The following is a 1,820-nucleotide window of genomic DNA, read 5'->3' as shown; positions in this document are numbered from 1 at the left end:
CCGAATGCCTCCACATCTGCTGCAGCGCAACGCGGCGATGTGTAGCACACGAAAATGCGATTGCAATCTTGGATTGCGGCCTTCCGCAGAGATATCGTCGATTAAGCTACCAGCAAGAACCTTAACGGCATCAATGCAGTCGAGACCTAGCGTGCGTTCGGTCTCGAATTACACAAGAAGATTGCCGCCTTCTATTAGTGGTGCCGGCTTCTGTAGCTTTTGCTTTCATCGTCATATGATGCACGCTTGAAACAAATGGATTTTCCTTCACGCCCGGGCTCGGTCCCCGCCGCCAAGCACTCGCTCGGCCTCAGCTGCGGCAAGAAAGATATGATACAGTGCACTGGCTGGGATCAGGCTCGGCAAGGGGCGCCCACGCTCATCGATCCTATCGAGCCAGCCCGCTTGGATCGGCTGGCGCAGGAAATGGCGATCGAGCGTCACCAACGCCCGGCGCGCCTGCTCTGCCGCCCCTGTGGTACCGAGTTCCACTTCGGACAGCCAAGCTTTCGCCAACTCCGTCTGAAGCCATGTCCGCCGTGTTCCCCGATGCACGCCGCCTCCGCGCAGGACCTCATCGACCAGCAACCCAGTCTCCGGCTCCACCCAGCGCATGGCGCCGTCGAGCAGCCGTTCCGCCGCCGGACTGCGCGACAGGCCAGCCAGCGCCTCGTGCCGGCGCAGAAGCCAGACCCATTCGGCGTGATGCCCAGGCTCCAGGATGGCACCTTCCAGACCCGGCACCGGCTCCCAATCATCGGTGAAATACTCGCCAAGGCTACCCGTCGCCGCGTGGTAGAGCCGCGTCTCGAAAAGCGCCCGGTGCCGCGCCGCTCGCTCCGCCGCACCAGGAAAGCCGGCCTCCATCAGCGCCAGCATCGCCTCGTACCAGTGCATCTGCGGATTCTGCCGTCGCGGCAAGCTGGGCGGAATGCCCTCCAGCAGGCTCCCATCCGGTGCCGTCATCTCCGCATCGACGAAGCCAAGCAACGCGTCCAGCACAGTTCGAATCCTGGCCTCCCCCGTCGCCCGCAACAGCCAGGCGAGGGCCAGCACGAGGAACGCATGGTCATAGGCGTCGCGCAGCGGACTGACGACATGCCCTCCCGGCGTGACGCTATGGACGAAGCCGCCCTTGCCATCCGGCGAATAGGCGACCGAGACCATCCGGTCATAAGCGCCGAGCGCCAGCGCGGCCCCTTCCGGGTACCAGCCGATGACGGCCGCATGCGCATACACATAGATCTGCCTTGCCTGTACCCGCACACGCAGCACCGCGTCGGTATCGGGCGCACCATTCGATAGAAGCCGTTCCTGGAACAAGCCAGTTACGGGGTCGCGCCCAGCAGCCGCCCAGAAGGGCAGCACAATCCGCTTCATCCATTCAGAGAGTTCGTGTTCTACCATACAGTCTCACATTCGTGGATCTGTGCCCCCGTCTCGCACGGCCGCTTGTTAGGCAAGGTGGCGAGAATCACGACAGCGCACAACAGGGCCGCGCTCTTCCGGAAATCTGTCAGCGTGAGGCGCTTCAACCAAAGCCGGCGGGCAGATCATGATGCGAGTTGATGGCCGCCTTCCGCCTATCATACGTAGCGCGAGCCGGGCGCCGAAGAAGAACCGGTTAGGCGAGGAAAATATTGACCGCCAGCACCATAAGGCGGCATTACGCTCGCCAAGCTGGTCCTTTGAGCAGGAGTTCTTTCGATGCGCATTGCGGTCCTTGGAGCCGGCTATGTCGGCCTGGTCTCTGGCGCATGCTTTGCCGAGTTCGGCATTCAGGTCTGCATCGTCGACACCGACCCGGCGAAGGTGGAGGC

The 1,820-nt window shown here is 62.6% G+C and carries 2 protein-coding genes; one reads left to right on the top strand and one right to left on the bottom strand.

Translation table 11 applies throughout. The features are described from left to right. Positions 1–267: 267 nt before the first annotated feature. Positions 268–1,380 (bottom strand): AGE family epimerase/isomerase, encoded by a 1,113-nt coding sequence (locus JMJ56_RS33020; RefSeq protein WP_202836103.1) that lies wholly within the window; start codon positions 1,378–1,380, stop codon positions 268–270. Between the two features lie 327 nt (positions 1,381–1,707). Here JMJ56_RS33020 and JMJ56_RS33015 point away from each other — a divergent pair. Then, on the top strand, positions 1,708–1,820 hold a 113-nt coding region (locus tag JMJ56_RS33015; RefSeq protein ID WP_202836102.1), incomplete at its 3' end, for a 3-hydroxyacyl-CoA dehydrogenase NAD-binding domain-containing protein.

This window comes from Belnapia arida (assembly GCF_016773205.1).
GTDB classification, from domain to species: Bacteria; Pseudomonadota; Alphaproteobacteria; order Acetobacterales; family Acetobacteraceae; genus Belnapia; species Belnapia arida.
The sequence above is the reverse complement of the archived record's forward strand: the minus strand, read 5'-3'. Positions and strand labels throughout refer to the sequence as shown.